Origin of the sequence: Streptomyces sp. NPDC006309 (assembly GCF_040613095.1) — a bacterium.
Lineage (GTDB): Bacteria > Actinomycetota > Actinomycetes > Streptomycetales > Streptomycetaceae > Streptomyces.
Genome location: NZ_JBEXRO010000003.1, coordinates 371,524 through 396,864, shown reverse-complemented (window position 1 = coordinate 396,864; position 25,341 = coordinate 371,524). Strand labels below are relative to the sequence as shown.

The 25,341-nt window shown below is 71.2% G+C and carries 24 protein-coding genes, 1 tRNA gene and 1 pseudogene; 19 read left to right on the top strand and 7 right to left on the bottom strand.

All coding sequences use genetic code 11. The annotated features are described in order from the left end of the window. The first annotated feature begins 69 nt into the window (after positions 1–69). From ABZ117_RS06595 to ABZ117_RS06580, 4 genes and pseudogenes are all read left to right on the top strand, one after another. Positions 70–831: a phosphoglyceromutase gene (locus ABZ117_RS06595; RefSeq protein WP_356817991.1), complete on the top strand. Its 762-nt coding sequence runs from the start codon at positions 70–72 to the stop codon at positions 829–831. 199 nt (positions 832–1,030) lie between these two features. Continuing rightward, positions 1,031–2,353, top strand: coding sequence for a VanZ family protein (locus ABZ117_RS06590; RefSeq protein ID WP_356817989.1), 1,323 nt, complete (start codon positions 1,031–1,033; stop codon positions 2,351–2,353). Next, positions 2,347–2,598, top strand: a pseudogene (locus ABZ117_RS06585) (IS5/IS1182 family transposase); the annotation flags it as partial. The gene ABZ117_RS06590 and the pseudogene ABZ117_RS06585, both read left to right, overlap by 7 nt. Before the next feature lie 469 nt (positions 2,599–3,067). Then, positions 3,068–5,140, top strand: coding sequence for a SpoIIE family protein phosphatase (locus tag ABZ117_RS06580; protein ID WP_356817987.1), 2,073 nt, complete (start codon positions 3,068–3,070; stop codon positions 5,138–5,140). A 99-nt stretch (positions 5,141–5,239) separates the two neighbouring features. On the opposite strand, the gene ABZ117_RS06575 is transcribed toward ABZ117_RS06580, so the two are convergent. After that, positions 5,240–5,719 carry an ATP-binding protein gene (locus ABZ117_RS06575; RefSeq protein ID WP_356817985.1) on the bottom strand — a complete coding sequence of 160 codons (480 nt, stop codon included), beginning with the start codon at positions 5,717–5,719 and terminating at the stop codon, positions 5,240–5,242. Positions 5,720–5,896: 177 nt separating this feature from the next. Here ABZ117_RS06575 and ABZ117_RS06570 point away from each other — a divergent pair, with 177 nt between their 5' ends. The 3 genes from ABZ117_RS06570 to ABZ117_RS06560 all read left to right on the top strand — a co-directional run bounded on the left by ABZ117_RS06570 (position 5,897) and on the right by ABZ117_RS06560 (position 8,043). Next, the gene (locus tag ABZ117_RS06570) at positions 5,897–6,811 is read left to right on the top strand and encodes a helix-turn-helix transcriptional regulator (RefSeq protein WP_356818177.1); all 915 of its coding nucleotides are present in this window, start codon (positions 5,897–5,899) and stop codon (positions 6,809–6,811) included. Continuing rightward, entirely contained in the window at positions 6,768–6,905 is a 138-nt protein-coding gene (locus tag ABZ117_RS06565) for a DUF397 domain-containing protein (RefSeq protein ID WP_356817983.1), read from the top strand. Before ABZ117_RS06570 ends, ABZ117_RS06565 begins: the two co-directional genes overlap by 44 nt. A gap of 280 nt (positions 6,906–7,185) precedes the next feature. Then, on the top strand, positions 7,186–8,043 hold the full coding sequence (locus ABZ117_RS06560) for a hypothetical protein (protein WP_356817982.1): 858 nt from the start codon (positions 7,186–7,188) through the stop codon (positions 8,041–8,043). A gap of 256 nt (positions 8,044–8,299) precedes the next feature. Here the strand turns inward: ABZ117_RS06560 and ABZ117_RS06555 are convergent, their stop codons facing one another. Further along, a complete protein-coding gene (locus ABZ117_RS06555; protein ID WP_163010735.1) occupies positions 8,300–8,455 on the bottom strand; it encodes a hypothetical protein in 156 nt (51 codons plus the stop codon). Between the two features lie 493 nt (positions 8,456–8,948). Continuing rightward, on the bottom strand, positions 8,949–9,638 hold the full coding sequence (gene phoU, locus ABZ117_RS06550; RefSeq protein WP_356817980.1) for a phosphate signaling complex protein PhoU: 690 nt from the start codon (positions 9,636–9,638) through the stop codon (positions 8,949–8,951). Positions 9,639–9,871: 233 nt separating this feature from the next. Here phoU and ABZ117_RS06545 point away from each other — a divergent pair, with 233 nt between their 5' ends. Continuing rightward, positions 9,872–11,119, top strand: coding sequence for an ATP-binding protein (locus tag ABZ117_RS06545; RefSeq protein ID WP_356817978.1), 1,248 nt, complete (start codon positions 9,872–9,874; stop codon positions 11,117–11,119). Beyond that, positions 11,116–11,796 carry a response regulator transcription factor gene (locus tag ABZ117_RS06540; protein WP_010358452.1) on the top strand — a complete coding sequence of 227 codons (681 nt, stop codon included), beginning with the start codon at positions 11,116–11,118 and terminating at the stop codon, positions 11,794–11,796. The genes ABZ117_RS06545 and ABZ117_RS06540 overlap by 4 nt, the downstream gene beginning before the upstream one ends. An 84-nt stretch (positions 11,797–11,880) precedes the next feature. Here the strand turns inward: ABZ117_RS06540 and ABZ117_RS06535 are convergent, their stop codons facing one another. Further along, positions 11,881–12,579: a DUF461 domain-containing protein gene (locus ABZ117_RS06535; protein ID WP_356817976.1), complete on the bottom strand. Its 699-nt coding sequence runs from the start codon at positions 12,577–12,579 to the stop codon at positions 11,881–11,883. A gap of 661 nt (positions 12,580–13,240) precedes the next feature. Here ABZ117_RS06535 and ABZ117_RS06530 point away from each other — a divergent pair. From ABZ117_RS06530 to ABZ117_RS06500, 7 genes are all read left to right on the top strand, one after another. Continuing rightward, entirely contained in the window at positions 13,241–13,723 is a 483-nt protein-coding gene (locus ABZ117_RS06530) for a CarD family transcriptional regulator (RefSeq protein WP_003953493.1), read from the top strand. Between the two features lie 337 nt (positions 13,724–14,060). Continuing rightward, a complete protein-coding gene (gene ispD / locus ABZ117_RS06525; RefSeq protein WP_356817974.1) occupies positions 14,061–14,813 on the top strand; it encodes a 2-C-methyl-D-erythritol 4-phosphate cytidylyltransferase in 753 nt (250 codons plus the stop codon). Continuing rightward, on the top strand, positions 14,803–15,315 hold the full coding sequence (gene ispF, locus ABZ117_RS06520) for a 2-C-methyl-D-erythritol 2,4-cyclodiphosphate synthase (protein ID WP_356817973.1): 513 nt from the start codon (positions 14,803–14,805) through the stop codon (positions 15,313–15,315). Before ispD ends, ispF begins: the two co-directional genes overlap by 11 nt. Positions 15,316–15,370: 55 nt before the next feature. Continuing rightward, positions 15,371–15,775, top strand: a complete 405-nt coding sequence (locus ABZ117_RS06515; protein WP_356817971.1) for a PPOX class F420-dependent oxidoreductase — start codon at positions 15,371–15,373, stop codon at positions 15,773–15,775. 59 nt (positions 15,776–15,834) lie between these two features. Next, positions 15,835–17,238 carry a cysteine--tRNA ligase gene (gene cysS, locus ABZ117_RS06510; protein ID WP_356817969.1) on the top strand — a complete coding sequence of 468 codons (1,404 nt, stop codon included), beginning with the start codon at positions 15,835–15,837 and terminating at the stop codon, positions 17,236–17,238. A gap of 94 nt (positions 17,239–17,332) precedes the next feature. Then, positions 17,333–18,274: a 23S rRNA (guanosine(2251)-2'-O)-methyltransferase RlmB gene (gene rlmB, locus ABZ117_RS06505; protein WP_356817967.1), complete on the top strand. Its 942-nt coding sequence runs from the start codon at positions 17,333–17,335 to the stop codon at positions 18,272–18,274. 157 nt (positions 18,275–18,431) lie between these two features. Beyond that, positions 18,432–20,099, top strand: a complete 1,668-nt coding sequence (locus ABZ117_RS06500; protein ID WP_356817965.1) for a DoxX family membrane protein — start codon at positions 18,432–18,434, stop codon at positions 20,097–20,099. 119 nt (positions 20,100–20,218) lie between these two features. Here ABZ117_RS06500 and ABZ117_RS06495 read toward each other — a convergent pair whose 3' ends face one another. From ABZ117_RS06495 to ugpC, 3 genes are all read right to left on the bottom strand, one after another. Continuing rightward, positions 20,219–20,950: a nucleotidyltransferase family protein gene (locus ABZ117_RS06495; RefSeq protein WP_356817964.1), complete on the bottom strand. Its 732-nt coding sequence runs from the start codon at positions 20,948–20,950 to the stop codon at positions 20,219–20,221. Between the two features lie 83 nt (positions 20,951–21,033). Beyond that, complete coding sequence (locus ABZ117_RS06490) at positions 21,034–21,498, bottom strand: hypothetical protein (protein WP_356817962.1); 465 nt, start codon at positions 21,496–21,498, stop codon at positions 21,034–21,036. Positions 21,499–21,694: 196 nt separating this feature from the next. Then, the gene (gene ugpC / locus ABZ117_RS06485; RefSeq protein WP_356817960.1) at positions 21,695–22,831 is read right to left on the bottom strand and encodes a sn-glycerol-3-phosphate ABC transporter ATP-binding protein UgpC; all 1,137 of its coding nucleotides are present in this window, start codon (positions 22,829–22,831) and stop codon (positions 21,695–21,697) included. 219 nt (positions 22,832–23,050) lie between these two features. Between ugpC and ABZ117_RS06480 the strand changes: the two genes are divergently transcribed. The 3 genes from ABZ117_RS06480 (at position 23,051) to ABZ117_RS06470 (ending at position 25,325) form a co-directional block, all read left to right on the top strand. Beyond that, positions 23,051–23,125, top strand: a tRNA-Thr gene (locus ABZ117_RS06480). Between the two features lie 129 nt (positions 23,126–23,254). Further along, the gene (locus ABZ117_RS06475) at positions 23,255–23,908 is read left to right on the top strand and encodes a rhomboid-like protein (RefSeq protein ID WP_356817958.1); all 654 of its coding nucleotides are present in this window, start codon (positions 23,255–23,257) and stop codon (positions 23,906–23,908) included. A gap of 10 nt (positions 23,909–23,918) precedes the next feature. Beyond that, positions 23,919–25,325, top strand: a complete 1,407-nt coding sequence (locus tag ABZ117_RS06470; RefSeq protein ID WP_356817956.1) for an FAD-dependent oxidoreductase — start codon at positions 23,919–23,921, stop codon at positions 25,323–25,325. The last annotated feature ends 16 nt before the right edge of the window (positions 25,326–25,341 follow it).

The window sequence follows — 25,341 nt, the reverse complement described above, 5'->3', positions numbered from 1 at the left end:
GCCGGGTGGCCCGTGCAGCTCCCCCGGCGGGCGGCGCGGCCCCGAGACCCCTTAGGTAGGCTGAAGGCCATGGCCGACGCACCGTACAAGCTGATCCTCCTCCGCCACGGCGAGAGCGAGTGGAACGCGAAGAACCTGTTCACCGGCTGGGTGGACGTCAACCTCAACGAGAAGGGCGAGAAGGAGGCGGTCCGCGGCGGTGAGCTGCTCAAGGACGCCGGCCTGCTGCCCGACGTGGTCCACACGTCCCTCCAGAAGCGCGCCATCCGCACGGCCCAGCTCGCGCTGGAGGCCGCGGACCGCCACTGGATCCCCGTCCACCGCTCGTGGCGCCTGAACGAACGCCACTACGGCGCCCTCCAGGGCAAGGACAAGGCGGCCACGCTGGCCGAGTTCGGCGAGGAGCAGTTCATGCTCTGGCGCCGCTCGTACGACACCCCGCCGCCCCCGCTGTCGGACGACTCCGAGTTCTCCCAGGCCCACGACGCGCGCTACGCGACGATCCCCCCGGAGCTGCGCCCGCGCACGGAGTGCCTGAAGGACGTCGTCAACCGGATGCTCCCCTACTGGTACGACGCCATCGTCCCCGACCTCCTGACCGGCCGCACGGTCCTGGTCGCCGCCCACGGCAACTCGCTCCGCGCCCTGGTCAAGCACCTGGACGGCATCTCCGACACCGACATCGCGGGCCTCAACATCCCGACGGGCATCCCGCTCTCCTACGAACTGGACGCCGACTTCCACCCGACCACCCCGGGCGGCACCTACCTCGACCCCGACGCGGCGGCGGCGGCCATCGAGGCGGTCAAGAACCAGGGCAAGAAGAAGTAGGTCTTGTGATCACGCCCCTGAGCAGCGCAGATGGCGCGACTCGGGGGCGTTTTCACGGCCTGGGCCCTCGCTGGCCCTCAGGCCCCCGGCTGCTCGGCATGAGGTGCGCGTGCATCTTGCCGCCAAAACAGACACCGTCCGCACCCCGTCATTGCCTACTATACACACTACGTATACGCAGTATGTATAGTGCCGCCTCATGACGGACGTATATCTGCTGCCGATCCGCACGGCCGCCCTGATCTTCCCGGGACTCGCCCTCCTGATGTTCGTGCCGACAGCGGTCGTCATTTACCGGCGGCACGGCGTCATGACCCGCTGGCGTGTGCTCTCGCTCTACGGGGGCGTGTACTACGCACTCACCGCCTTATGCCTGACGATCGTGCCGCTTCCGTCCCCGTCGGTGGACGTCTGCGCCAAGTACCCGTCCTTTGCCCATCCCCAGTTCACGCCCGGCAGGGCCTTCGCAGACATCTGGAAGGAGGCGCACCACCGAGTCACCCTCGACGCTCTGGTGCTCGGCAACTCGGCCGTCTGGCAGACCGTGTTCAACCTCCTCCTGCTGCTGCCGCTCGGAGTCTTCGTACGGATTCACTTCCGCAAGGGGCTGATTGCGGCCACCGCGGCAGGACTCGCCGGGTCACTGCTCTTCGAGCTCACCCAGTACACGGGGTTGTGGGGTCTGTACGCGTGCCCGTACCGCCTTTTCGCCGTGGATGATCTCATCGCCAACACAGCGGGAGCGGCGCTCGGCTGGGCGGCGGCCGGGCCCCTGGCCCGCGTTCTGCCGGCCCTGACCACCTTGGACGACCGCGCGCTTGATTTCCACAAGGTCCCCTTCGGGCGCCGCCTGGTGGCCCTGCTGCTGGACATGACGGGTGCCGCTCTACTGACCGGAGCCGTCGCCGGTCTCGTCTTCCTCGGCCTGGGGGCCGACGCCGTGCTGTGGGTCCCGCCCGTGGTCTGGGTGCTGTGGTTCGTGGTGGTGCCGCGGTGGAGCGGCGCCACTCCGGGCAAGCACGTCCTGCTGCTGAAGCTCGTCACGAGGAGCGGCGCCAGGCCGGGGCACGGTGCGCTCGTGCTGCGCGCAGCGGCGCTCGGCCTGCCCTTCGCTGTCGTGTGGCTCATCGTGGGAGCGACTCTGCCGAACGCCGCCGCCGATCCCTCCGCCCTGATCGAGATCGCGGGCGGGGTCGGTTACCGGGACGTGGCCCACTCGATGGCAGCAGACCCGGCCGGCGGGCTCGCCATGCTCCTTGCCCCAGTCCCCTGCATGGTCCTCATCGTCTGGTGCGTACAGGCAGTCCGCACGCACCCCGAGGGTCTCGGTCTTCACGAGACCGTCTCCGGAGTGCGGAACGAGGCCTTGCCGCACACCAGGGCCCGGCGAGGAGGGAGGGCCGGGCAAACCCGTCGACAGCCGCCCTCTGCATGGATGAGCGTCACTGAGGCATGTGCAACCACCCAGGATCGCACCGAGGTGGAGCGCCCGCAGTCGCAGCCGAGGACGAAGGACCTTTAGGGGCAATGCCGGGCCTACGCCGACGGCGCCCGGCCAAGCTCCATGCCGCTAAGGGTTGCGAGGCGTCGAGTCCCCACAGCGGCTCGGCCGCCTCCACTGGGTCGGCGAGAGAACGGTGTCGTGGCTGACCGGGTGCCGGCGTCTACGAGCGCAAGGCCGAGCACTTCCTTGTCTTCGTCGGCATAGCCGTATCCTTCATCGGCTACCGTCGGCTGACCGCCCCGCTCAGGCTGCGGCATAGGTGAGTGGGCCGCTGGCCGAACTGATCAACGGTCCGGCAGCCCAGGGGATGTGTCCTCGACATCCTCGGTGGTGTCACACCACCGACCGGAAGACTCCCACGTCGCACTGACAGACACGTGAGTCAGCCCCAGCACGTGCCGACCGGGCACGGCCCTCGGCATCGAGGACTGCAACAAAGAGCCGGCGCACCCGCCGCCGTGGCTGACTTCCGGTGGCTCAGGTCGCGCGTTCAGTGCGGTAGTGGGTGACCATGGGGTGAAGAAGGTTGAAGAGGAGCGTCGTGCCCGCCGGGAGAGCGGAGGTCGGCAAAGCGCGATCCTGCACCGGAGGAGGCCTGCCGCGCGGGGCTCACCCGGACCGCCGCTCCGCTCGGTCGTGAACAGGACGAAGCGGCCGGCTGAGCGATTCAGGGGCGTGGGGACGCCATCCACCCTGCTGGAGTGATGCACCGTGCCTGACGAGCTCCCCTCCGTGGCTGAAGTCCTCGCCCAGGAACCGGCCGTCCTGGTGCTGGATGCCAGGGGAGCCGTCCTCACCTGCACACCCCCTGCTCTGCGGCTGTTCGAGGGCTCCATCGACGAGATCCGCGGCGTGGAGATCTCGGCTTTCTTCGACGATCCATCCGTGTGGGCCGAGCTTGTCGCCGGTGCTCTGGGCGGGATCATGCTGAGCGCGCGGGCCGACTTGCACTCCGTCCGCGGTGCGCCTTTCTCGGCGGTGGCGGCAGCGACGGTGCTGGCAGAGGGAGCGGAGGGCCGTTTCCTCGTGCGGCTGATTCGGGCGGAGTCCCCGGATTCCGGGCCCCAGACCGTACGCCGTACGGTGCCCACCGCGGAGCAGGTACTGGCGACAGATCCACGAGCACTCGAGCGGCTGGAGCTGCTCCATGACGCGGCGACCCGCATCGGTGGCTCCCTGGACATCACCCGCAATGCCGAGCAGTTGCTCGACGTCCTCGTACCGGCGTTCGCCGACCTGGGGGCGGTGGACCTGACCGAGAGCGTATTGCTCGGTGAAGAGCCGATGTCTTTCCCTCCCGGCACGCCCATGCAACGGATCGCTGTAGCGGCGGCCAGTGGGTGCTGGCCCCGGGAGAGCCACGCGGTCGGCACGACCTTTCGGATCGGCCATGAAGAGGCCGAGCATCTGCGCAAGGGCACGCCCGGGGTTCTGCCGGATCTGCACCTGGCCCGGGCGGCGCTGAAGGACGATCCGGAAAGAGCCGCGCTCATGCTGCCCCCGGATGCCACCTCGCTGATGGTGCTGCCGCTTCTGGTCCGGGGAGGGGTATTGGGGGCGGTGGGGCTGTGGCGCGCCGGGGGGCGGGCCCCTTTCGATCCGGCCGATGTGACTCTGGCCGACGAGATCGGCACCCGGGCCTCGCTGAGCCTCGACAACGCTCGGCGCTACAACCTGGAACGCCGCACCGCGGAGGCGTTGCAGCAAGGTCTGCTGCCACGGCCGGTGGTGGAGGTCGAGGCTGCGAAGACGTTCGGTGCGCATCTGCCGGCGCGCGCGGTGACGGGCATCGGCGGCAGCTGGTACGACGTGATCGTGCTGTCGTCGAGCCGGGTGGGCTTTGTCGTGGGCAATGCGGGCGGGCAAGGGATGAACGCCACGGCGGCGATGGGGCGGCTGCGAGCGGCGGTGCAGACTCTGACGGACCTGGATCTCAGTCCCGACGAGTTGCTGTCCCACTTGAACGACCTGGTGGTTCGGTTCGCTGAGGATGAGGAGCAACGGGACGCCGTCCCTGCCGGCAGCGTGCACGGCGCGACGTGCCTGTACGCCGTGTACGACCCGATCACCTGCCGCTGCGTACTGGCCAGTGCCGGACACCCCGGGCCGGTGCTGGTCTCGCGGGGCGGTGAAGCCGACATGGTGTCCGTGCGTCCGGGGCTGCCCCTGGGCCGAGGCGCCGAGCCCTTCGAAGCCACCGAGCTGGAACTGAGCCCCGGTGACGTGCTGTCCTTCTACACCGGCGCACTGGCGCGAGATCCGTTCCACACGCGCGGACTGACCCTGGTGCGGGAAGGCACGGCTGGTGGCGCTGAAGGCGGCCGCCCGGTCACGGAAATCGGTGGCCGAATTCTGGAAAAACTCCTGCAGGAGCCCTTGGACGACGACCTGGCACTTCTGGTGACCCAGGTGTGCCGACTCCCGGAAGATGCCACTGCCACCTGGGAGGTGGCCGCCGACCCCAGCATCGTCGCAGGCATACGCCGTCGGGTCGCCGATCGGCTGACCTCCTGGGGATTGGAACACCTGGTGTTCACCACAGAGCTGATCGTCAGCGAGCTGGTCACCAACGCCATCCGCTACGGCGGTGCCCCAGTGGGCCTGCGGCTGATTCGCGATCAACGTCTGATCTGCGAGGTGTCCGATGCCAGTCAGACGCAGCCACATCTGCGACGGGCCCGACTGACGGACGAGGGTGGCCGCGGTCTGTTCCTGGTGGCGCAGCTGACCCATCGCTGGGGCAGCCGCTACACCGTTGCGGGCAAAACCATCTGGACCGAACAACTGTTGGAGCAGGAGCCCTGAACCTACGGGCCCGGTTGTCTGGCCGTATGGCTTGGCAGCCGTTCCCCTCGCCGGGATCATCGGCGAGTACGACGGCTGCGGTGCCGCCTCCCGAAGACCTCATCCTCTCGGTGTCTCGATGGGCACATCCGCCCACACCGTCTTGCCGACAGGGTGACGAGGGGCCGATCCCCAGCGCGCGGCCAGGACGTCCACCAGGAGCAGCCCTCGGCCGGACTCGCCCTCGGGGTACGACGACGGCGGAGCCGTCGGCGGTCGCTTGGCCGAGGCGGCGTCCGCGACCTCGATGCGGACCAGGCTTGTAGCCGTGTCGAAGGTGAGCCGGAGGCCGAAGTCGCGTCCGGGGACCCGGCCGTGCCGCACTGCGTTCGCCGCGAGTTCGCCGACGATGAGGGCGACCGTGCACGACGCGTCCGAGGCCGGCGGGTAACCCCACTCCTCCATGTGCCGGACGGCAAGACGCCGGGCGAGCTGCGCGCCGCGCGCCGTGGAGACGAACTGCGCAGAGCAGGACAGGAGTTCACGTGCCGCGGTGGCCCGGCTCGGCTCGTCTTCCGGGGTGGTCGTTCCTGTGAGCACGGCTTGTCCGTCCTTGTCTGTCGGGCACGAGGCTTTCCGTCGGGTACGCGAGTCGTCACGTTCCGTGCCCAAGGGTCGTCTCATCGCCCTACGCTCGACAGGTGGAGCAGGCTTACCTTTCGGGCTGTAAGTGAAGGAAGTGACGCTATGGCCAATGCAATTGATCCCAGTGCGTCGATGGCGGCTCTGTTCGGCGCGCGGGTGCGCAGGCTCCGTACGGCGGCCGGACTGACCCAGGCCGAGCTCGGCGCGAGAACGCACGTGGTCAGCACGCGGATCACGCAGATCGAGCGGGCGTCCGGGGCCAAGCCGACGCTGGAACTGGCGCGTGCGCTGGACACTGCCCTCGGTGCGGACGACCTGCTGGTCGAGCTGTGGCCGTACGTGTACCGGGAGGCCTTCCCCGACTGGTCGCGGGCCTTCATCGCACACTCGGAGCGGGCCGTGTCCATCAGTGAGTATGCGGCCCACGTGGTGCCCGGCTTGTTGCAGACCAAGGAGTACGCGAGAGCCGTTCTGAGCGTCGGCCTGACGCTGAGCGGTGAGGAGCAGTTGGAAGAACGGCTCGCCTTCCGCATGGCGCGGCAGCGGCGGCTCGGTTCCCCCGACCGGCCGGAGCTATGGGTGATTTTGGACGAGGCGGTACTGAGGCGCCCGATCGGCGGCCATGTCGTGATGCGGGAGCAGTTGGCGCGACTGCTCGACGCCGCGACGGAACGCCACAACACCGTGCAGGTGCTGCCCTTCGACCAGGGCGAGCATGACGCTATGGGCGGCTCCTTGACGGTGCTCACGCTGCCGGACGGCTCCGAAGTCGCCTACACGGAGGGCGCGCATTACGGCCAACTCATCGAGGATCCGGCCGAGGTCAGGCACTTCGCGGTGACCTACGATCGGCTACGGGCGAATGCCCTGCCCCCGCTCATGTCGCTCGACATGATCCGATCCGCGATGGAGGGCTACAACCGTGGAGCGAATGTCCCGTCCCGATCTGAGCGCCGCCGTCTGGCGCAGGAGCAGCTACAGCAATCAGGAGGGCGGCAACTGCGTGGAGGTGGCCGAAGGATTCCCGGTCGTCGTCCCGGTTCGTGACAGCAAGGCCCCGCAGGGACCGGTGTTGTGCTTCGGTACCGCCTCCTGGCACGCCTTCATAGGCGAGTTGAAGGCCGCACACCGCCGTCCCTGAGGCAGCCGGGCTCCGGTCGTCGTCCACGGTCCGGGCCCACCGGACCCTTGTCCGCGAGGGTTCGGTGGGCCACTGACCTCCTGAAAGAACCGGGGAACAGAACTACCCGCCCACCCACCCTCCCCGGCCGGAAGCCCGCGTCACCCGTCCGAGTGACCAGCTTGCCGGGGAGGGATACGGACGGTTACGTTCGCCCCGACAACCGCAAACAGATACGGCCCCCGGCCGGGACTGGCATCCCGATCGAGGGCCTGACCGATCAGGAAGCAGAACCTTCCCGATGGCTGACCCGCAGTCTAACGCGCCCCTGCGCGCCGCCGCCGGAACTCCGACCTCCGGCGTGATCCACGTACGCACCCGGCTGACGGCCGACTTCACCGTGATCTCCAACGCCCTCGCCCAGCGGCGCGGCAGCGCGGTCACGATCGGCGTCGCGGCGTACATCGCCTCCCTGCCCGACGGCTCCCGCGTGAGCATCACCGCCCTGTGCGAGCACTTCACCGAGGGCGAGATCCTGATCTCCCGCGCACTCGGCGAACTCGAAGCCGCCGGTTACCTGGAACGCCGCCGCGAACGCCTGCCCACCGGGCGGATCCGCACCCGGACGTACTTCTACGACGTACCCCGCGGTCACCCGGCCCCGGCCGGGCCGCCGAAGCCACCCGCAGCGGACATGGCGCCGCCCCCGTCGGCCCCCACCACCGAACCGGCGCCCGCCCCTGCCGGCCCGGAGGAAACGGCGGCACTCTCCGACGCCGACCCCGGGGCCCTGGCCGTTCTGACGTCCCTGCGCCGCGTCGATCCACGTCTCGTCCTGTCCGAGCGGGAGGCCGTGCGGCTGGCACCGGCCGTCACCCAGTGGCTCGCGGCCGGTGTCGCGCCCGCCCAGATCACCGCCCTGCTGACCAACCGGCTCCCCGACCGCTTCCTGAGCCGACCGGCGCGCATCCTCGCCTTCCGCCTCCGGGAGACACCACTGCCCGCGCCGACCCCGCGCCCGCTCGTCGAAGAGGCGGCGCGTACGGCCGTACTGCCCTTCCACACCTGCGACGGCTGCGAACGGGCGTTCCGCGCACCGGAACCCGGGCGCTGCCGGGACTGCCGGCGACGCGGCGCACTCCTGCCCGCAGCCGCTTGAACCGACGACTCAGGGCGCTCGGCCAGCCTGGACAGGAGGCCGACACCGTGGGTACGACATTTGTCTGTCGTGCTCACGGTGAACCGCGTTGCCGAACCGCCGACGGCGCTGACCGTCGCCGTGATCACGGGAACGCCCGGCCCCGCCTCCCCCCACGTGTCAGTGGGTGCGCGTGATTCTGGCGCTGGCGTGACAGAGCCGCCCTGACCGGCGAAGGCCGGTGTGAAGGGTGCTCACACCGGCCCCTGGGTGTGGGTCAGCCGCACTGGCAGGGGTTGCCCGACTGGCATCCGCAGCCGCATCCCGAGCCGCAGCCGCACGCGCCGAACAGCGGGAGGCTCCTGATCTCGGCGGGCTGGTCGGTCTCGCGTTCCTGAGTGGGATCGGGGGTGGTGCCGGGGGATTCGGCCATGGGTCCCTCCTAGACGCTGGGGCAGGGATGCCCTCGCCCCATTCATGCCCGCCCCGCCGGGCGCATCAACGGCGCACGGAGGCGCCCCCGCGCCCGACCGGACGGACAACAGGCTCCCTCCGCCCGGCAACCGGCAGCTCGCAGGCCCCCTCCGCCGGCGGCCGGCAGTTCGCAAGCCCCCTGCGCCCGGCAGCCCGCAGGCCCGCCCGGCAGCCGGCACCCCGCAAGCCCCTCCGCCCGGCAACGGGCAGCTCGCAAACCCCCCGCGCTCGGCAACCGGCAGCCCGCAGCCCCTGCGCCCGGCAGCCGGCACCCCGGCCGCCCCCGGCCACCCGCCGAGCCCCCTGGCAACCCACGACTCCGACCACCCCCCCCGGCGACCCGGAACGCAACCTCCGTAACCCCGACCAACCTCCGACTCGCCCCGGACCGACGCCGAGCCGACCCCGGGGACCCCGGGCCGACCCGAGCCGACCGCCGCCCCCCGGCAGGGCTACGCGCCCTCGACCCCCGTCACCGGCTGGACATCCGCCTGGAGGGCGTCCGCGTGTTCGCCCGTGACGAGGTAGACGACCCGCTTGGCGACGGCGACGGCGTGGTCGGCGTAGCGCTCGTAGTAGCGGCCCAGCAGGGTGACGTCCACGGCCGTCTCGATGCCGTGCTTCCAGCGCTCGTCGATCAGGTGCTGGAACAGCGTGCGGTGCAGCAGGTCCATCTCGTCGTCGTCCTGCTCCAGCTGGAGCGCGAGGTCGACGTCCTTCGTGATGATCACCTCGGCGGCCTTGGCCATCAGCCGCTGCGCGAGCTGGCCCATCTCCAGGATCGTGGCGTGCAGGTCCTGCGGGACGGCCCGCTGCGGGAAGCGCAGCCGGGCCAGCTTCGCCACGTGCTGGGCGAGGTCACCGGAGCGCTCCAGGTCGGCGGACATGCGCAGCGACGTGACGACGATGCGCAGATCCGTGGCGACCGGCTGCTGCCGGGCCAGCAGGGCTATCGCCCGGGCCTCCAGGTCGTGCTGGAGTTCGTCGACCTTCTGGTCGGCCTCGATCACGCTCTCGGCCAGCTTGAGGTCGGCGTCGAGGATGGCGGTCGTGGCGCGTCCGATCGCCGATCCGACCAGGCGGGCCATCTCCACCAGTCCGTCGCCGATCGAGTCCAGTTCCTCGTGGTACGCGTCCCGCATCAGGGTTCCCTCTCGTACGTGTGCTTGGGGGTCTACGGGGGATGTGACACCACGCGCCCCGTGGCGAAACCGGCGGTGCGAACCCCACGCTCCCACGTTCCGTCCCGTACGCGTCCGTTTCCGCCACCCCAAATGAACCACCACCGGCCCCCAGGTGAACTCTGGGCGACGAGTGTTCGAGGTCGCACCTCGGTGGCTGTGGGTATGTCGTACCCCATGCCTAACCTAAAGGCATGGACGTGAACGCGGCGGTCGCCGCAGCGGCAGCGATCGCCGGGGTACTCACCGGTGTCATCGCCATGCTGGCGTTCCGCTGGAGTGAACGCGACCAGAAGCGGCCGACCAGGACTTCTCTGCACACCGATGCCGTACTGCCGCCCGGCGTGGACACCGTGCTGTCGGTGCTGCGCTCCTCCGCCGTCGTCCTCGACGAGGCGGACGCCGTGGTCAAGGCCAGCTCCGCCGCGTACGCCCTCGGGCTGGTGCGCGGCGGCAAGCTCGCCGTGGAGCCGATGCTCCAGATGGCGCGGGACACCCGGCGGGACGGCGAGATACGGCAGGTCGAGCTGGACCTGCCCCGGCGCGGCACCGGACGCGGCGAGGCCCTCGCGGTCTCCGCGCGGGTGGCGCCGCTCGGCTCGCGCCTGGTGCTGCTGCTGGTCGAGGACCTGACGGAGGCCCGCAGGATCGAGGCGGTACGACGGGACTTCGTGGCGAACGTCAGCCATGAGCTGAAGACACCGGTCGGCGCGCTGTCCCTGCTCTCCGAGGCGGTGATGGACGCGTCCGACGACCCCGAGGCCGTGGAGCGCTTCGCCGGCCGGATGCAGATAGAGGCGACCCGGCTGACCAACCTGGTGCAGGAGCTGATCGACCTGTCGAGGGTGCAGAACGACGATCCGCTCGAGGACGCGGAGCCGGTCCGGGTGGACGAGCTGGTGGCCGAGGCCGTCGACCGCTGCCGCCACCAGGCCGGTACGAAGCAGATCACCATGGCCGCCGGAGGCGCCGACGACCTGCGCGTCTGGGGCAACCGCGGCCAGCTGGCCGCCGCCCTGGGCAACCTGGTGGAGAACGCCGTCAACTACTCGCCGGCCCGCACCCGCGTCGGCATCGCCGCCCGGCAGATCGCCACGCCCGGTGGTGACATGATCGAGATCGCCGTCACCGACCAGGGCATCGGCATCTCCGACAAGGACAGGGAGCGCATCTTCGAGCGCTTCTACCGAGTCGACCCGGCCCGCTCGCGGGCGACCGGCGGCACCGGTCTGGGTCTGGCTATCGTCAAGCACGTGGTCGCCTCGCACGACGGGGAGGTCACGGTCTGGAGCGCCGAAGGCCAGGGCTCCACCTTCACCATCAGGCTGCCGGAGGCGGCCGCGGCCCGCGACCGCGCACAGCAGCACCCCGACCTCGACGACGAGGCCGGCCCCGACCCATCCCCGTACGCACCGCTTCCCGCCCCGGAGGTCCTTCCGTGACCCGAGTGCTCGTCGTCGAGGACGAGGAGTCCTTCTCCGACGCTCTGTCCTACATGCTGCGCAAGGAGGGCTTCGAGGTCGCCGTGGCGGCGACCGGTCCCGACGGACTGGACGAGTTCGAGCGCAACGGCGCCGACCTGGTCCTCCTCGACCTGATGCTGCCGGGGCTGCCCGGCACCGAGGTCTGCCGCCAGTTGCGCGGCCGTTCCAACGTCCCCGTGATCATGGTGACCGCGAAGGACAGCGAGATCGACAAGGTCGTCGGTCTGGAGATAGGGGCCGACGACTACGTCACCAAGCCCTTCTCCTCGCGCGAGCTGGTGGCCCGTATCCGCGCGGTGCTGCGCCGCCGCGGTGAGCCGGAGGAGGTCACCCCGGCCGCGCTGGAGGCGGGTCCGGTCCGCATGGACGTGGACCGGCACGTGGTGACCGTCAGCGGCTCCAAGGTCGACCTCCCGCTGAAGGAGTTCGACCTGCTGGAGATGCTCCTGCGCAACGCGGGCCGGGTGCTGACCCGCATGCAGCTCATCGACCGGGTCTGGGGCGCCGACTACGTGGGCGACACCAAGACCCTCGACGTGCACGTCAAGCGGCTGCGCGCCAAGATCGAGCCGGACCCGGGCGCGCCGCGCTACCTGGTGACGGTGCGGGGGCTGGGCTACAAGTTCGAGCCGTAGGCCGTCGGGCCGCAGGGCGCGGCACCTGTGTACGGCGAAGGGCGGCACCCCGCGCGGGGTGCCGCCCTTCGCCGTACGGGCGGTTCAGTGACCGGCGGTCGACTGCGAGGCCGAGTCGCTCGGAGTGGCGGGCGCGCCGGAGGCGCTGGACGACGAGCTCGCCCCGTCGCCCTTGCCCGGCTTGCCGCTCGCGGTGGCGGTCGCGCTGCCGGTCGCGCTGCCGGAGGCCGTGGCGCCGGGGGCGCCACCGGCGGACGCGGAGGCGGACGGGATCTCGGTCGGGCCCCACTGGCCGAAGTAGCTGCCGGCCGGGACGACGAAGGCGCGCAGGCTCACCTTGCCGGTCTTGCTGAAGGTGAAGGTGATCTGCTGGGCGTCGCCGTCCTTGACGGCCTCACGGCCGCTGGGCAGCACCGCGGAGGCGTTGCCCTTGCCGCCGAGGATCAGCGAGCCGCCGGCCGGGACGGTCAGGCTCTGCCCCTTGGCGGCCTTCAGCTGGGCGGACGTGCCGCTGCCCGCCACGGTGACCGACTGGAGGGTCTGGTCGGTCCTGCCGTTGTTGAACAGGTTCGCGGAGATCACCGCGGGGCCCGTCGCCTTCAGGTCGGGCTGGGTGATGACCACGGCGTTCTGGATCTTGATGTCACCGACGTGGACGGCCGCGTTGTCCGGCTTGATCTCCAGCGTCTGGGCGTTGTTTCCGGCGCCGCAGGCGGCGAGCGAGGCGATCGAGAAGGCGATGGCGGAGGCGGCGAGGGCGCCGCGTCGAAGGCTGCTGCTCACGGCGGCGGCAACTCCTTGAACGCGCGGGCGGCTCCCCTGATAAAGCCGCCCTAAGGGTCTGTCAGCGGGCTCAGGTTACCGAGCCGTCCCCGGGCGACCGCACCCGACCCTCCCCCAAGCAGCGCCCTTCCCTCCGGGTGGGGGTACCCCACGGGCCCGCGAGCGGCACCCTCGTCACATTGCGGGGCCGCTCGTCTGTCATTCACATAACGCGGCGGGCGAGCGGCTCACGGGAAACGCCGAGAGGCCCGCGGCAAGACACGCGACATCCTCGCGGCACCACTCGCGAGTTTTCCGTGAAGGATTCCGCACCGCCCCCGATATTGATCACGGAGCGCCGCTCCGGTGGCCGTTGATCAATTCCGGATTCGGCTCACATCCGCCTGTGGTCACCGAACGGAGTAGCGGAAGTCGTACGCTTGGAACCGGACATATCAGGACGTTCAGCCACTCGGGGGGACCTGCCCGGGTGTGTGACGTACTCGTTTCAGCCTGCCCGCAGAGCCCCTCCGACCTGCGAATACCCGCTTCCGCGGGCGCTCCGCAGCACGTTCCGGTTGCTGTTGTCAAGCCCCGAGATATGCCCTGACCTGCGAAAACGCCATTCAGAAGCCGCCGTATCCGTGTTACCCTGGATAGCCACGGAAGGGGTACCTGTCACATGACGTTCAAGGTTGGCGACACCGTGGTCTATCCCCATCACGGGGCCGCGCTGATCGAGGCTATCGAAACTCGTCAGATCAAAGGCGTGGACAAGACCTACTTGGTGCTGAAGGTCGCCCAGGGTGACCTGACGGTACGTGTGCCAGCGGACAATGCGGAGTTCGTCGGCGTGCGTGATGTGGTCGGTCAGGACGGGCTGGACCGGGTCTTCGAGGTGCTGCGTGCGCCGTATGCCGAGGAGCCCACGAACTGGTCGCGTCGTTACAAGGCAAACCTGGAGAAGCTCGCCTCCGGCGATGTCATCAAGGTCGCGGAAGTCGTGCGTGACCTGTGGCGTCGTGAGCGCGAGCGCGGACTCTCCGCCGGTGAGAAGCGCATGCTCGCCAAGGCCCGCCAGATCCTGGTGAGCGAGCTGGCCCTCGCGGAGAACACGAACGAGGACAAGGCCGAGGCCCTGCTCGACGAGGTACTCGCCTCCTGACGCGCAGCGGCAGCGAACCCTCGCTTCCGGCACGCCCAGCACAGTAAATGCCGCGGTGCCCGATGACACTTACCCTGTCGCCGGGCGCTGCGGCATGTTCGTCCCCGGAAGAACCGCGGCAGAACCCCGGAAGATCCCACCCCGGAAGATCCCCGACGGCCGGACGGGACGCCGGAACGCCTGCCGGGCACCTCGGGAAAAGCCCCCCGTACGCGTCGTGCCGGGCTTGCACCGACGGCTCGACCGGGGTCACGGAAAGGGTCCGGTCAAGGCGTCGCGCCCGCACTCCTCCAGGCCATACCCACGTAGGTCGAGCACACAAACCTGACAGGAACCGATGTCTGACGAATCGCGCCCCACGCCCGCGCAGAGCCCCGTCGCCGCCGTGATTCCCGCCGCCGGCCGGGGCGTCCGCCTCGGTCCGGGCGCCCCCAAGGCACTCCGCGCGCTGAACGGCACGCCGATGCTCATCCACGCGGTCCGCGCCCTCGCCGCGTCCCGCCATGTCTCCCTCGTCATCGTCGTGGCCCCGCCGGACGGCACCGCCGAGGTCAAGTCCCTGCTCGACGCGCACGCCCTGCCCGAGCGGACCGACTTCCTCGTCGTGTCCGGCGGCGAGTCCCGGCAGGAGTCGGTCCGGCTCGGCCTGGACGCCCTGCCGCCCGAGTACGGCGTCGTCCTCGTCCACGACGCGGCCCGCCCGCTCGTCCCGGTCGACACGGTCGACGGGGTCATCGAGGCCGTGCGCGACGGCGCGCCCGCCGTGGTCCCCGCGCTCCCGCTGGCCGACACCGTCAAGGAGGTCGAGCCCGCGGCCGTCGCCGGCGACCCGGAACCGGTCGTGGCCACGCCACGCCGGGACCGGCTGCGCGCCGTCCAGACGCCCCAGGGCTTCGACCGGGCCACCCTGGTCCGCGCCCACGAGGACGCCACCGGCGACGTCACCGACGACGCGAGCATGGTGGAACAGCTGGGCCTGACGGTCGTCGCCGTCCCCGGCCACGAGGAGGCCTTCAAGGTCACCCGCCCCCTCGACCTCGTCCTCGCCGAGGCGGTCCTCGCGCGCCGGAGGCTCAACGATGGCTTCTGAGGCAAGCGGCCCCCAGCCGCTGCCGGTGCTGCCCCGGGTCGGTGTCGGCACCGACATCCACGCCTTCGAGGAGGGCCGCGAGCTGTGGTGCGCGGGCCTGCGCTGGGAGGGCGAGGGCCCCGGGCTGGCCGGGCACTCCGACGCCGACGTCGTCGCGCACGCCGCGTGCAACGCCCTGTTCTCCGCCGCCGGGCTCGGTGACCTGGGACAGCACTTCGGCACCGGCCGGCCCGAGTGGTCCGGCGCGTCCGGGGTCACCCTGCTCACCGAGGCCGCCCGGATCGTGCGCGCGGCGGGTTTCGCCGTCGGCAACATCGCCGTCCAGGTGGTCGGCCCCCGTCCGAAGATCGGCAAGCGGCGGGACGAGGCGGAGAAGATCCTCTCCGCTGCGGCCGGCGCCCCCGTCTCGGTCTCCGGCGCCACCACCGACGGGCTCGGTTTCCCGGGCCGCGGGGAAGGGCTGATGGCGGTGGCCACGGCACTCGTGGTGCGGGTGAGCTGAGAGCGTGCGAGGGTACCCGGACAGTCACCGCTGACGGCTTTGTGTGGAGGTATCCGTGTCCGCTGCCCTGTCCGACCGTGTGAAGTCCCTGCTCGACGGCACCGTGTTCATCGTCGTCGGCACCCTCCAGCCCGACGGCAGCCCGCAGATGTCGCCGGTCTGGGTGAAGCGCGACGGTGACGACGTCCTCTTCTCCACGACGGTCGACCGCCGCAAGTACCGCAACCTGGAGCGCGATCCCCGGGTGACCGTCGTCGTCATGAACCCCGAGCAGCCCTACGAGTACGCCGAGATCCGCGGCGTCGCCGAGATGACCACCGAGGGCGGGCGGCAGCTCATCGACGAGCTGAGCCGCAAGTACACCGGCAAGGACTACGCCGACTTCAACCCGGCCTCGGCCCAGGACGCCGAGCGGGTCGTCGTACGGATCCGGCCGCGGAAGGTCGTCGGCATGTCGTGACCCGTGGCGTTCCCGGCGGTGGGCGCACGGCACTGTCCGGCGCCCACTACCCTGGAGTGGTGACTATTCGCCTGTACGACACCAGCGCCCGGCAGATCCGTGACTTCGCCCCGCTCCAGCCGGGTTGCGTCTCGATCTACCTCTGTGGCGCCACCGTGCAGGCGGCCCCCCACATCGGCCACATCCGCTCGGGCCTGAACTTCGACATCATGCGCCGCTGGTTCGAGTACCGCGGCTACGAGGTGACGTTCGTCCGCAACGTCACCGACATCGACGACAAGATCATCGCCAAGAGCCACGAGCAGAACCGCCCGTGGTGGTCGATCGGGTACGAGAACGAGCGCGCCTTCAACGACGGTTACACCGCCCTCGGGTGCCTGCCGCCGGCGTACGAACCGCGCGCCACCGGCCACGTGCCGGAGATGATCGAGATGATGCAGCGCCTCATCGAGCGCGGGCACGCCTACGAGGCCGACGGCAACGTCTACTTCGACGTGCGGTCCTTCCCGTCGTACCTGGAGCTGTCCCGGCAGGAGCTGGACAACCTGCTCCAGCCGTCCGGGGAGGGCGAGACCGGCAAGCGGGACCCGCGCGACTTCGCCATGTGGAAGTCCGCCAAGCCGGGCGAGCCGACCTGGCCGACCCCGTGGGGCCCCGGCCGCCCCGGCTGGCACCTGGAGTGCTCGGCGATGGCCCACAAGTACCTGGGCAGCGCGTTCGACATCCACGGCGGCGGCCTGGACCTGATCTTCCCGCACCACGAGAACGAGATCGCCCAGGCCAAGGCCTACGGCGACCAGTTCGCCCGCTACTGGGTGCACAACGCCTGGGTCACCATGGCCGGCGACAAGATGTCCAAGTCGCTCGGCAACAGCGTCCTGGTCAGCGAGATGGTCAAGCAGTGGCGCCCCATCGTGCTGCGGTACTACCTGGGCACCCCCCACTACCGCTCGATGATCGAGTACAGCGAGGAGTCGCTGCGCGAGGCCGAGTCGGCGTTCGCGCGGATCGAGGGCTTCGTGCAGCGCGTGGTGGAGAAGGCCGGGGGTGCCGTCGAGCCCGCCGCCGAGGTGCCGCCCGCCTTCGCCGAGGCGATGGACGACGACCTGGGCGTGCCGCAGGCCCTCGCCGTCGTGCACACCACCGTCCGGCAGGGCAACAGCGCGCTGGCCGCCGACGACAAGGAGGCCGCCGTCGCGCGGCTCGCCGAGGTGCGGGCCATGCTCGGCGTCCTCGGCCTGGACCCGCTCGACGCGCGGTGGACGGGCGACGGCGGCGACCGGGGCGAGGACCTGCACGGCGTGGTCGACAGTCTCGTACGGCTCGTCCTCGACCAGCGCCAGTCCGCCCGCACCCGCAAGGACTGGGCCACCGCCGACGCGATCCGCGACCAGCTCAACCAGTCGGGCCTCGTCATCGAGGACAGCCCCCAGGGCCCCCGCTGGAGCCTGGCCCCGCGCTGACCGTCGGCCCGGCCCTTGATCGATTGTGCCGCCCGGCCGTCCGGGCGGCACACTGCACAGACGTACACACACTTCCGTAGAGGACAGGTAGATCATGGCCGCGAACAACCGTCGCATGTCCGGCAAGAAGGGCGCGCAGGTCGGCAGTGGCGGCCAGCGGCGCAGGGGCCTGGAGGGCCGGGGGCCGACCCCGCCCGCCGAGATGCGCAAGGGCCACAAGAAGAACCGCGTCGCCAACGCCAAGGCGAAGCAGGCCGTGCGCCGCCCCGTGGTCCGGGGCCGCGGCGGGAAGTCCGCCTCCGAGCTGGTCGTCGGCCGCAACCCGGTCTTCGAGGCGCTCCGCGAGGGCGTGCCCGCCAACACGCTCTACGTCCAGCAGTTCATCGACAACGACGAGCGCGTCCGCGACGCCCTCCAGCTCGCCGCCGAGCGCGGCAACATCAACCTGATGGAGGCCCCGCGCCCCGAGCTGGACCGCATGACCAACGGCCTCAACCACCAGGGCATGGTCCTCCAGGTCCCGCCGTACGAGTACGCGCACCCGGACGACCTGCTCGACGCCGCTGCCGGCAACGGCGAGGACCCGCTGGTGGTCGCCCTCGACGGCGTGACCGACCCGCGCAACCTCGGCGCGGTCGTCCGCTCCGCCTCCGCCTTCGGCGGCCACGGCGTGATCGTCCCGGAGCGCCGTTCGGCCGGCATGACCGCCGGTGCCTGGAAGTCCTCCGCCGGCACGGCCGCCCGCACGCCGGTCGCCCGGGTCACCAACCTGACCCGCATGCTCGAGTCGTACAAGAAGGCCGGCGTGACGGTGGTCGGTCTGGCGGCGGACGGCGAGGTGGAGGTCGGCGACCTGGCGGCCCTGGGCGGCCCGGTCGTCATCGTCGTCGGCAGCGAGGGCAAGGGTCTGTCCCGCCTGGTCGGCGAGACGTGCGACCACCGGGTGCGCATCCCGATGCCGGGCGGAGCCGAGTCCCTCAACGCCGGTGTGGCCGCGGGCATCGTGCTCTACGAGGCGGCCCGCAGGCGCGCCTGAGAGCAGCCCGGACGGGAGCGGCGTGCGAACGCCCGTCCGGTAGCTCGCCCCCGTGGGGTAATTCCGGCGCCCCCGGGGCGTGACGGGCGGTTCTTGACGGGGTCCGGACACTTCCGGGCGGTCAAGGCAGTGTCCTAACGCCACATCACTCGGTTAGATGAGTGTGGACACCAGAACACCCCGCACACCCACGGGGGACCGCTCGTCGGGTTTCGACGACGTTCCCGCGCTGAGCATGGTGAAGGTGCCGAGCGATCCGGCGCAGGTCATCGTCAATCACGCCAGCTTCCGCGTGCAGCTGGGCGCGTCGGCGGCACGCGGCCAATCCCCGCGGATCGCCCGGCACCTGAGCGTCGGCCAGGACGCGTCCCGGATGCCCGTCGTGGGCACGGCGGGCCACGCGGGCGCCACCGGCCGCCGCCGTCCCGTCGTGTGGAGCGGCAGGTCCGCCCCCGACGACACCGGCGCCCACCGGCTCCTCCAGGCCGTGCGGGGCAGCAGCGTCCGCCACACCGACGAGTCGGCGGCCGGCGCCACCCGGGTCATCCCGCGCGTCCAGACCGGGTACGCCGACACGTACGACACCCTGGACCCGACCGTCGAGACCCCCGTCGTCGGCCACCAGCGCACCGCGGCCGAGGCCGACGGCACCCGCCTCCTGCCGCACATGCGCTCGGTGACCAGCGCCTACGACGAGCAGACCTACCCGGACACCGGGTACGGGCCGTACGACGCGTACCCGGACGACACGGACGCCGACCCGGACGGCGGCGCCCCGCGCCCCGCCAAGCGCCACGGCGACGACCCGGCCCGGCACGCCTACTACCCCGGCCGCCGGCTCAACCTCGGCGTCGTCCTGCTCCCGCTGCGCATCTTCCTCGGCTTCATCTCGCTCTACGCCGGGATGGGCAAGCTCTGCGACCCCGTCTACTTCGACGGCGGCAAGCGCGGCTCCATGGTCACCTGGCTCAACACCCTGCACCCCTGGGCCGTCGCCGAACCCCTGCGCCAGCTGGCCCTGCACCACCCCGTCGGCTCCGGCCTGGTCATCGCCTTCCTCCAGGTCGTCGTCGGTGTCCTGACCGTCCTCGGCTGCTGGCAGCGCGTGGCCGCCGTCGTCGGTGCCCTGCTCTCCGCCGCCCTGCTCGTCACGGTCAGCTGGAAGACGGTCCCCGCCTACGACGCGCCGGACATCATCTACCTCGCCGCCTGGTCCCCGCTGATCATCGCCGGCGCCCCCGTCTACTCCGTCGACGGCCGCCTCGCGGGCAGCGCCTGGCGCCGGCTCGGCCCCCGCGCGGACATCTGGGACCTGCGCCGCTACGTCCTGCGCCGTGGCGCGGTGCTCACGGCCGTCAGCGTCGGCCTCACCCTCCTGGTCGGCTCCGTGCTGGGCGGCGCGGTCCGCGACTCCAGCCGCGTGGTCGTCCCCGGCCCCGGCGAGGCACCCCGCAACCAGCTCCCCGGCTCCCCGCTCCCGCAGGAGCCCGAGCGGCACCGGAAGGCACCGGCGGCCACCAGCACCCCCACGGGCGGTGCCACGGCCGGCGCGGTGCCCTCCGGCGCGGCCACGACTCCGGGCACGAGCAGCCGCGACACCGGCGCCACCACCACGACGCCCAGCCAGACGCAGGGCACGACCGGCCAGGTCCCGCCCCGCCGGATCTCGCCCACGGGCGGCGGCGCCCCCAGTACGACAGCGGGCCCGACCAGCGCGGGCGGCACCACCTCGACGGGCGGCACCACGTCGACCGGCGGCACGACCGGCTCGGGCGGCAGCTCGACCTCGGGCAAGCCGGGCCTGGTGGGCGGCCTGCTGGGCTGACACCCCGCGACCGGGAAGGGCCCCGTACCGAGGACGGTACGGGGCCCTTCTCCGTGCGGCCGGTCAGGTGCCCGGGCGGTCGTGAGGCCGGCGGCGCACCCGGCGCTCCGGCCCCCCGGCTACCGTCCGAGCGCCGCCAGCTCCTTGGCGGCCTCCGTGAGGTCCTTGGCCGTGTCGATGGCCCGCCAGTAGGACCCGTGCGGAATGGTGAAACCCGCGAGCCGCTTCTCCCGGGCCAGCCGCGGGAACGTGGTCCGCTCGTGGTCCCCGCGCTCGGGGAGCATCGCGGAGAACTCGGGGGAGAAGACGTACACGCCCGCGTTGATCTCGAACGTCGACGGCGGCGCCTCGATGAAGTCGGTGATGTGCCCGAACCCGTCGGTCCTCACCGCGCCCCAGGGGATCCGCGGCCGGGCCAGCGCCAGGGTGGCCACCGCGTCCCGCTCCGTGTGGAAGTCGGCCATGTCGCGCAGGGAGAACCGCGTCCAGATGTCGCCGTTCGTGGCGTACCAGGGCCGTTCGGGGTGGGGGAGGCGCGCGGCCGCGTACCGCAGGCCGCCGCCGCGGCCGAGCGGCTCGCTCTCCACGACGGTGGTGACGGAGACCGGCAGGTCGGCCGAGTCCAGCCACTTCTCCAGGACGTCGGCGAGGTGACCGCACGAGACGACCACGTCCGTGACGCCTTCCTCGGCGAGCCAGGTGAGCTGATGGCCGATGATCGGCGTTCCCGTGCCGGGGATCTCGACCATCGGCTTGGGCCGGTCATCGGTGTACGGGCGCAGCCGGGAGCCCTGGCCACCGGCCAGGACCACGGCTTGAGTGGGGCGCGACGCGGCGCTCGGATGGGTCATGACGGCACTGTACGTGGCGCCCCACCGCCGGGTGCGAGCGGCAACACGCTCTTGGGGTGCGGTTGCCCGGTGCCCGCCGGTGCTCAGCTGTGCGCGGCCAGGACGCCCGAGGCGAAGGCCGTGTCACACACCGGGCGGGCGTAGGACTGGGCACGCGAGGCGCCGTAGATGCCCACCGCGGCCCTGCCGAGGGCTCGGGCGATGGAGGAGCAGTGCCGTGCCAGCGCCGGATGTCCGTTGACGGCCTGCTGGAGGTGCGTGAGGACGACCCCGGGGTTCTTCTCCTGGAGTTCGGTCATCAGGTGGTCGCGGAGCACGTCCTGCGGCGCCTGGGCGGCGGCCTTCCTGACGGGGACCACGGCCGACGAGACGTCGGAGGCGGCCAGCACCGAGCTGGAGGGGCTCCCCGTCCAGTTGACCCGGGTGACCGCGAGGGTTCCGGAGAGCACCAGGAAGACGGGCAGGACGAGGGCGAGTGTGCGGCCGATCCGGCGGGCAGGGCCGCCCCGGTGGCCGCGTCGCGTCTGTGGGGTGGTGGAGTGCTTCACGCGTGTGAGGGTAGCGTCCGGTAGTGACATGGCGACAATCCGTCACTCTTATGGGGGATGAGATGACGGCGCTTTCGGGGTAACGGGTTGACGCCCGCCGCCCGGAACGACTACTGCGCCGGGGTATCGCCCCCCGCACGCGGCAGAGGCCCCGCACGCCGTGCGCGCGGGGCCCCTGGCCGTACGAGTGGTGCCGTCAGTCGGTCAGCCGCTCACCGGTGGACGTGGAGAACACGTGGATCTCGCCCGGCCGCGGCACGACGTGCAGCGTGGCGCCCTTGTCCGGGACCTGACGTCCGTTGACGCGGACGACCAGGTCCTTGACCTCGGCGCCGACCTCGGCGGTGCCGTAGACGTAGCCGTCGGCGCCCAGCTCCTCGACGACGTTCACGGAGACGGCCAGACCGGCCGGCGCGTCCGCGCTGTCCTTCGTCAGGGCCGTGGCGGCGCCGCCGCCCAGCTCGACCACGTCGAAGTGCTCGGGACGGACGCCGACGGTCACGGTGCGGTCGCCCTTGTCGGCGGCGGCCTTCAGCGCGTCCCGGTTGACGGGGACGACGCTGTTGCCGAACTTCACGCCGCCGTCGGTGATCGGCACCTCGACCAGGTTCATGGCGGGGGAGCCGATGAAGCCGGCGACGAAGAGGTTCGCGGGCTTGTCGTACATGTTCCGCGGCGAGTCGATCTGCTGGAGCAGACCGTCCTTGAGCACCGCCACGCGGTCGCCCATCGTCATGGCCTCGACCTGGTCGTGGGTGACGTACACGGTGGTGATGCCGAGGCGGCGCTGGAGGGAGGCGATCTGCGTACGGGTGGAGACGCGGAGCTTGGCGTCCAGGTTGGACAGCGGCTCGTCCATGAGGAAGACCTGCGGCTCGCGCACGATCGCGCGGCCCATGGCGACACGCTGGCGCTGACCGCCGGAGAGCGCCTTCGGCTTGCGGTCCAGGTACTCGCTGAGGTCGAGGATCTTCGCGGCCTCCTCGACCTTCTGCCGGATCTCCGCCTTGTTGACGCCGGCGATCTTCAGCGCGAAGCCCATGTTGTCGGCGACCGTCATGTGCGGGTACAGCGCGTAGTTCTGGAACACCATGGCGATGTCCCGGTCCTTGGGCGGCAGGTGCGTGACGTCGCGGTCACCGATGCGGATGGTGCCGCCGTTGACGTCCTCCAGACCCGCGAGCATCCGCAGGGAGGTGGACTTGCCGCAACCCGACGGGCCGACCAGGACGAGGAACTCGCCGTCCTCGATCGCGATCTCCAGCGAGTCGACGGCGGGCTTGGTGGAACCCGGGTAGATCCGGGTCGCCTTGTCGAACGTGACAGTGGCCATGGTGAATGGACCCCTTCTACCGGCAGGAACGTGCCGGACGATCCGTTGTAGGAAGGTGGTTGGTGTAGTCCACGTGAGTGAACCGGATCGAGACGGTACCCGCCGTTCACTCGCTCTGTCAGTACCCGGGCCCCTGTGACCTTCGGGAAAATTCCCCGCGGAGCCGCTCCGGGACCTGGGTACACTGCACTGGCACGGCGCTGCCACGCGCGCGTGCATGCCTCCTTAGCTCAGTCCGGCCAGAGCAACGCACTTGTAATGCGTAGGTCGTCGGTTCGAATCCGACAGGGGGCTCCGACAGCCCGGGCGGCCTTTCCCGCCTGGGCTTTTCTCACGTCCGGCCGGAGGGCCGGCAGGTGTGCCGGGGATCGCAGGGGATGTCGATCACGTGCCGGGCGATGCCGGTTGTGGCTGAATCGGTGCATGCGATCTCGGCTGGGTGTGCGCAAGGTGCGGGCGTACGTCCGCGCCGCTCCCGGCACGTACGTGTGGCTGGGGATCCTGTTCGTCACGACGGTCGTCCTGCACCACGTGCCGCCGGAGTTCGAGGAGCACTTCCTGCGGCACCGGTCGACGAACCTGCACGAGCTGTCGAGCAGCCCGGTGCGGGTGCTGGTGGTGAGCGCGCTGTGGATCGAGGGCGGGAACTGGGTGCCGTACCTCTTCCTGTACACGGTGTTCCACGCGCCGGCTGAGCGGTGGCTGGGGACGCTCCGCTGGCTGGCGGTCTGCGTGCTCGCACACGTCCTGGCCTCGCTGGTCAGCGAGGGGGTGCTGCTGAGGGCGATCCGGGAGGGCATCGCGCCGCGCTCGGCGTTCGACGCCCTGGACATCGGGGTGAGCTACGCGCTGGCGGGGGTGATCGCGGTGCTGGCGTACCGGATCGCGGTGCCCTGGCGGTACGGGTACCTGGTGGCGGTGCTGGCCGTGTCGGGGCTGCCGCTGGCGGCCGCCCCGACGTTCACGGATTTCGGTCACTTCGTGGCGGCGCTGATCGGGCTGGCCTGCTATCCGCTGGTCAGGGGCCGTGGAAAAGCATGGAATCCGAAGGAGACACTGGCCGGGCTCAGGGGTTAACGTCCCGGCCATGAGCAGCTCGGCGAGCAGTGTCGTGAACGGCGGGATCTCCTTCTGGTACGCGGACGACGGTCTTCCGGCGGTACGGGAGCCGCTGTCCCAGGACGCCTCCGCGGACGTCGTCATCGTCGGCGGCGGATACACGGGCCTGTGGACGGCGTACTACCTGAAGAAGGCGGCCCCCTTCCTGCGGATCACCGTCCTGGAGCAGAAGTTCTGCGGCTACGGCGCCTCCGGGCGCAACGGCGGCTGGCTCTACAACGGCATCGCCGGCCGGGACCGGTACGCGAAGCTGCACGGCCGTGAGGCCGCCGTCCGCTTGCAGAAGGCGATGAACCACACCGTGGCCGAGGTCGTCGCGGTGGCCGGCGCGGAGGGCATCGACGCCGACGTGCACCGGGGCGGGGTGCTGGAAGTGGCGACCACACCGGCCCAGCTGGCGCGGCTGAGGGCCTTCCACGAGCACGAGCTGGCGTACGGCGAGACGGACCGGGAGCTGTACGGCGCCCGGGAGACGGCCGCGCGGATCCGGGTCGCGGACGCGGTCGGCTCGGCCTGGACCCCGCACGGGGCCCGGCTGCACCCGGTGAAGCTGGTCAAGGGGCTCGCGGCGGCGGTGGAGGCGCTCGGCGTGACCGTCCACGAGTCGACACCGGTGACGGAGATCCGGCCCAAGCACGCCGTGACCCCGTACGGCACCGTCCGCGCCCCCTACGTTCTGCGCTGCACCGAGGGCTTCACGGCCTCCCTCAAGGGCCAGCGGCGGACCTGGCTGCCGATGAACTCGTCCATGATCGCCACCGAGCCGCTGACGGAGGAGCAGTGGGCGGCGATCGGCTGGGACGGCCGGGAGACCCTCGGCGACATGGCCCACGCCTACATGTACGCCCAGCGCACCGCCGACGGCCGGATCGCGCTCGGCGGGCGCGGGGTGCCGTACCGCTTCGGCTCGCGCACCGACAACGACGGCCGCACCCAGGAGGCGACCGTCGAGGCCCTGCGGGAGATCCTCACCCGCTTCTTCCCGTCGCTGGCGGGCACGCGGGTGGCCCACGCGTGGTCGGGGGTGCTGGGCGTCCCGCGCGACTGGTGCGCCACGGTCACCCTGGACCGCTCCACCGGCCTCGGCTGGGCGGGCGGCTACGTCGGCTCCGGCGTCGCCACCGCCAACCTGGCCGCCCGCACCCTGCGCGACCTGGTCCAGCAGGACTCCGGCCAGGGCGGCCGCACGGAACTGACGGACCTGCCCTGGGTGAACCACAAGGTCCGCAGATGGGAGCCGGAACCTTTCCGCTGGCTCGGCGTCCAGGGCATGTACGCCACCTACCGCGCCGCCGACCGGCGCGAACGCCTCCGTCCCGGCACGGAGTCCTCCCGCCTGGCCAAGGTGGCGGACCGGGTGGCGGGACGGCACTGAGACCCGGGGGACCGGC